Origin of the sequence: Sneathiella sp. (assembly GCF_041689005.1) — a bacterium.
Taxonomy (GTDB): domain Bacteria; phylum Pseudomonadota; class Alphaproteobacteria; order Sneathiellales; family Sneathiellaceae; genus Sneathiella.
Genome location: NZ_JBDNHC010000155.1, coordinates 1 through 3,140, shown reverse-complemented (window position 1 = coordinate 3,140; position 3,140 = coordinate 1). Strand labels below are relative to the sequence as shown.

The following is a 3,140-nucleotide window of genomic DNA, read 5'->3' as shown; positions in this document are numbered from 1 at the left end:
TTGGTCGGGGCGAGAGGATTCGAACCTCCGACCCCGTCGTCCCGAACGACGTGCGCTACCAGGCTGCGCCACGCCCCGACCGTGTGCCTTTCCGGGGTGGGTACCGGGTTAAGCAAATGCGTTATACGCGGGTTTTGGGCCAGACTGCAAGGCCGAAATTTTGCCCGTCGCGACTTTGTTTGATTTTCCCTAGAAGGCACGCTCGATGGAGAAATCGACGGCTTCCTGAAGGGCGCCCTTGATTTCCGTATCCGCAAAAATACCAAGTGCATCCTTGGCCATTGCGCCATAGTGGCGGGCCCGTTCGATGGTATCCTCAAGCGCCGAATGCTTGTTGATGATCTTGATCGCCTGCTCAAGGTCACCGTCCTGCTGCTCGCCCTTCTCGACGACCCGATGCCAGAATGCTCGTTCCTCCGTATTGCCGCGGCGAAAGGCGAGCAGAATGGGTAGCGTTACCTTGCCCTCGCGGAAATCATCGCCGATGGACTTGCCGAGCGCCTGCTGTTCGGCTGAATAATCCAGGGCGTCATCGACAAGTTGAAAGGCGATTCCGAGGTTGCGGCCATAGCTTTCAAGGGCCTGTTCCTCGGCTTTCGGGCGGTTTGCCACGACTGCGCCGACCTGGCAGGCAGCGGCGAACAAGGCGGCGGTTTTGGACGAGATCACCTGCAGGTAACTGTCCTCGGTGGTGCTCGTATCGCCGACATTCATCAACTGCATCACTTCGCCTTCGGCGATCACGGCGGAGGCGTTGGAGAGAATGGAGAGGACAGACAGAGATCCATCCTCGACCATCAACTGAAAAGACCGGCTGAACAGGAAGTCGCCGACAAGGACGCTGGCCTGGTTACCCCAGAGAACATTGGCCGTTTCATTGCCACGGCGAAGATCGCTCTCATCGACCACGTCGTCATGGAGGAGCGTTGCGGTATGGATGAACTCGACGCAAGCCGCGAGCTTTTTCGCGCGATCCCCCTCGTAGCCACAAAGCCGTGCGGCACCGAGGGTGAGCACAGGACGTAAGCGCTTGCCACCGGCGGCGATAAGATGGCGGGCGAGGGTCGGAATAAGGTCAACTTCACTGTGCATCCGTTCCAGGATAATCTGGTTCGTTTCCTCAAGATCCGCTTCCACGATTGTCAATAATCGCTTCAGGGTTGCTTTTGCGGGTTGTTCTTTTCTGTCGCCGAGATTTACGATGATCGCCAATGTTGCCTCATTCGAAGAGTGGCCGGGGGACTATGCATGGGATAAAGCATAGCTTAAGATTGCGGGCGGTCAAGTAAGGCCGGAAAAATCATACCGAAAAATAGCGGATAATTCGAGGGTCAGGAGGATTTGTGAAAGAATTGATGCGGAGTAATGATCCAGTGCGGATTTCTTATATTTTAGCGATGTTAGCGGGTGAGGATATCGAAGCAGTTGTTCTTGATGAGTATACCTCCATTCTCGAAGGGAGCATCGGGGCCATCCAGAAGCGGGTTATGGTGTTGTCTGAGGACTTTGATCGCGCCAAGCGGATATTAGCAGATATTGACGAGGGAGAGGCGGAAGCCTAACACGGCCTATGACGGTTCAAGATACCACCAGCATCGATACAGACGGTCTTACAACCGATCGGTTTTTGGGCGGCTCTCTTACTCTGCTGCAGCCGCGGGAGGGCTATCGGGCAGGATCGGACGCGGTTTTGCTGGCTGCGGCGGTGATGGCGGGGATGGGGGACACGCTCCTCGATGTCGGCTGCGGCGTCGGTACGGCTGGATTTTGCGCGCTTCACCGGGTGCCCGACTGCCATCTATGGGGAATAGAGTTACAGCCGGAGCTTTTAGCCGTTGCAGAGAGGAATGCGGTGCAAAACGGCTTTGGGGATCGCGCTCATATGATCGCGGCGGATATTGGGGAGCGCAAGGCCTTTGCTGGTCTCCGGGGGCCGGGCGGAAAGCCGCTGCTTGAAGTCGGCTTTGACCATGTCATGACCAATCCCCCCTTTTATGGCAAGGGTCGGGCTCAGGCGGCAAAAACACCAATAAAAACACTTGCCCATATTGAGGGATCCGTCGCCCTGCCGGAATGGCTGCAATTTTGCGTGGCACGCGCAAAGACAAAGGGCCGGATAACTGTTATCCATCGGGCGGATCGTCTGGGGGATGTGATAAAGGCCCTCTCCATCGCTTGCGGCTCGCTCACGGTCATTCCGCTCTGGCCGGATGGTGAAACCTCGGCGAAGCGCGTGATCGTACAGGCGGTGAAGGGTGTGAAGGGCCCCCTTGAACTCACGCGTGGGCTGGTGCTGCATGAGAAAAGCGGCAAACCAACCTTGGCGGCGGAACAGATATCCCGGCGCGGCGCTTCGCTTAAAGACGTGCTGTAACGAAATTACTTGTACAGGCCGCACAAATCCTTACCTTAACGCTCATGAAAATAAAAAATCTTATCGCCAAAACGCCGCTCAGGCGCTTCTTTGACAAGTCACCCCTTGTTGCCGTCATTCCCCTTCATGGCGTGATTGCGCCTGGCGGCAGCAAGCTGCGCGGGGAGAATCTTAATCTGGCGGGCCTGTCCACACAAATAGAGGCGGCCTTCAAGACCAAGGGATTGAGCGCAGTCGCGTTGGTTATTAACTCACCGGGCGGGTCACCAGTCCAGTCGTCCCTGATTTTTGACTATATCCGTCAACTGGCCGATGAGGAAGACATTATGGTTTATGCCTTCGCCGAGGATGTGATGGCCTCGGGCGGCTATTGGTTGAGTCTTTGCGCGGATGAAATCTATATCAATAAAAACTCGATTGTCGGCTCGATCGGCGTCATTTCCGCGGGCTTCGGCTTTCCGGCGCTGCTGGAAAAAATCGGTGTCGAACGGCGGCTTTATTCGGCGGGTGAGAACAAGGCCAAGCTGGATCCCTTTAGCCCTGAAAAGGCCGAGGATATTGTCTGGCTGAAGAAAATACAGGAAGACATCCATGAGAATTTCAAGGAACTGGTCAAGACCCGGCGCGGGGAACGTTTGAAAAAACGTAAAGACAAGGAGCTTTTTTCAGGCGATATCTGGGTCGGCGCGAAGGCAGTAGATCTCGGTCTGGTCGACGGAATTGCCGATCTGCGTTCGTTCATGCGGGGAAAATTCGGCGATAAGGT

The 3,140-nt window shown here is 55.9% G+C and carries 4 protein-coding genes and 1 tRNA gene; 3 read left to right on the top strand and 2 right to left on the bottom strand.

Going from position 1 to position 3,140, the window contains the following annotated elements:
- Position 1 precedes the first annotated feature (1 nt).
- Positions 2-78 (bottom strand) — tRNA-Pro (locus ACESNI_RS17100).
- Positions 79-189: 111 nt separating this feature from the next.
- Positions 190-1,212: a polyprenyl synthetase family protein gene (locus ACESNI_RS17095; protein WP_373089211.1), complete on the bottom strand. Its 1,023-nt coding sequence runs from the start codon at positions 1,210-1,212 to the stop codon at positions 190-192.
- A gap of 131 nt (positions 1,213-1,343) precedes the next feature.
- On the opposite strand from ACESNI_RS17095, the gene ACESNI_RS17090 reads away from it, so the two are divergent.
- The 3 genes from ACESNI_RS17090 to ACESNI_RS17080 form a co-directional block, all read left to right on the top strand.
- On the top strand, positions 1,344-1,562 hold the full coding sequence (locus ACESNI_RS17090; RefSeq protein WP_373089209.1) for a DUF2007 domain-containing protein: 219 nt from the start codon (positions 1,344-1,346) through the stop codon (positions 1,560-1,562).
- 8 nt (positions 1,563-1,570) lie between these two features.
- Positions 1,571-2,374 carry a tRNA1(Val) (adenine(37)-N6)-methyltransferase gene (locus tag ACESNI_RS17085; protein WP_373089207.1) on the top strand — a complete coding sequence of 268 codons (804 nt, stop codon included), beginning with the start codon at positions 1,571-1,573 and terminating at the stop codon, positions 2,372-2,374.
- Positions 2,375-2,418: 44 nt separating this feature from the next.
- On the top strand, positions 2,419-3,140 hold a 722-nt coding region (locus tag ACESNI_RS17080; protein WP_373089205.1), incomplete at its 3' end, for a S49 family peptidase.

What these genes read in the sequence shown, in the direction of transcription:
- ACESNI_RS17085 (WP_373089207.1), top strand. Translation starts at nt 1,571, where the DNA reads ATGACGGTTCAAGATACCACCAGCATCGATACAGACGGTCTTACAACC.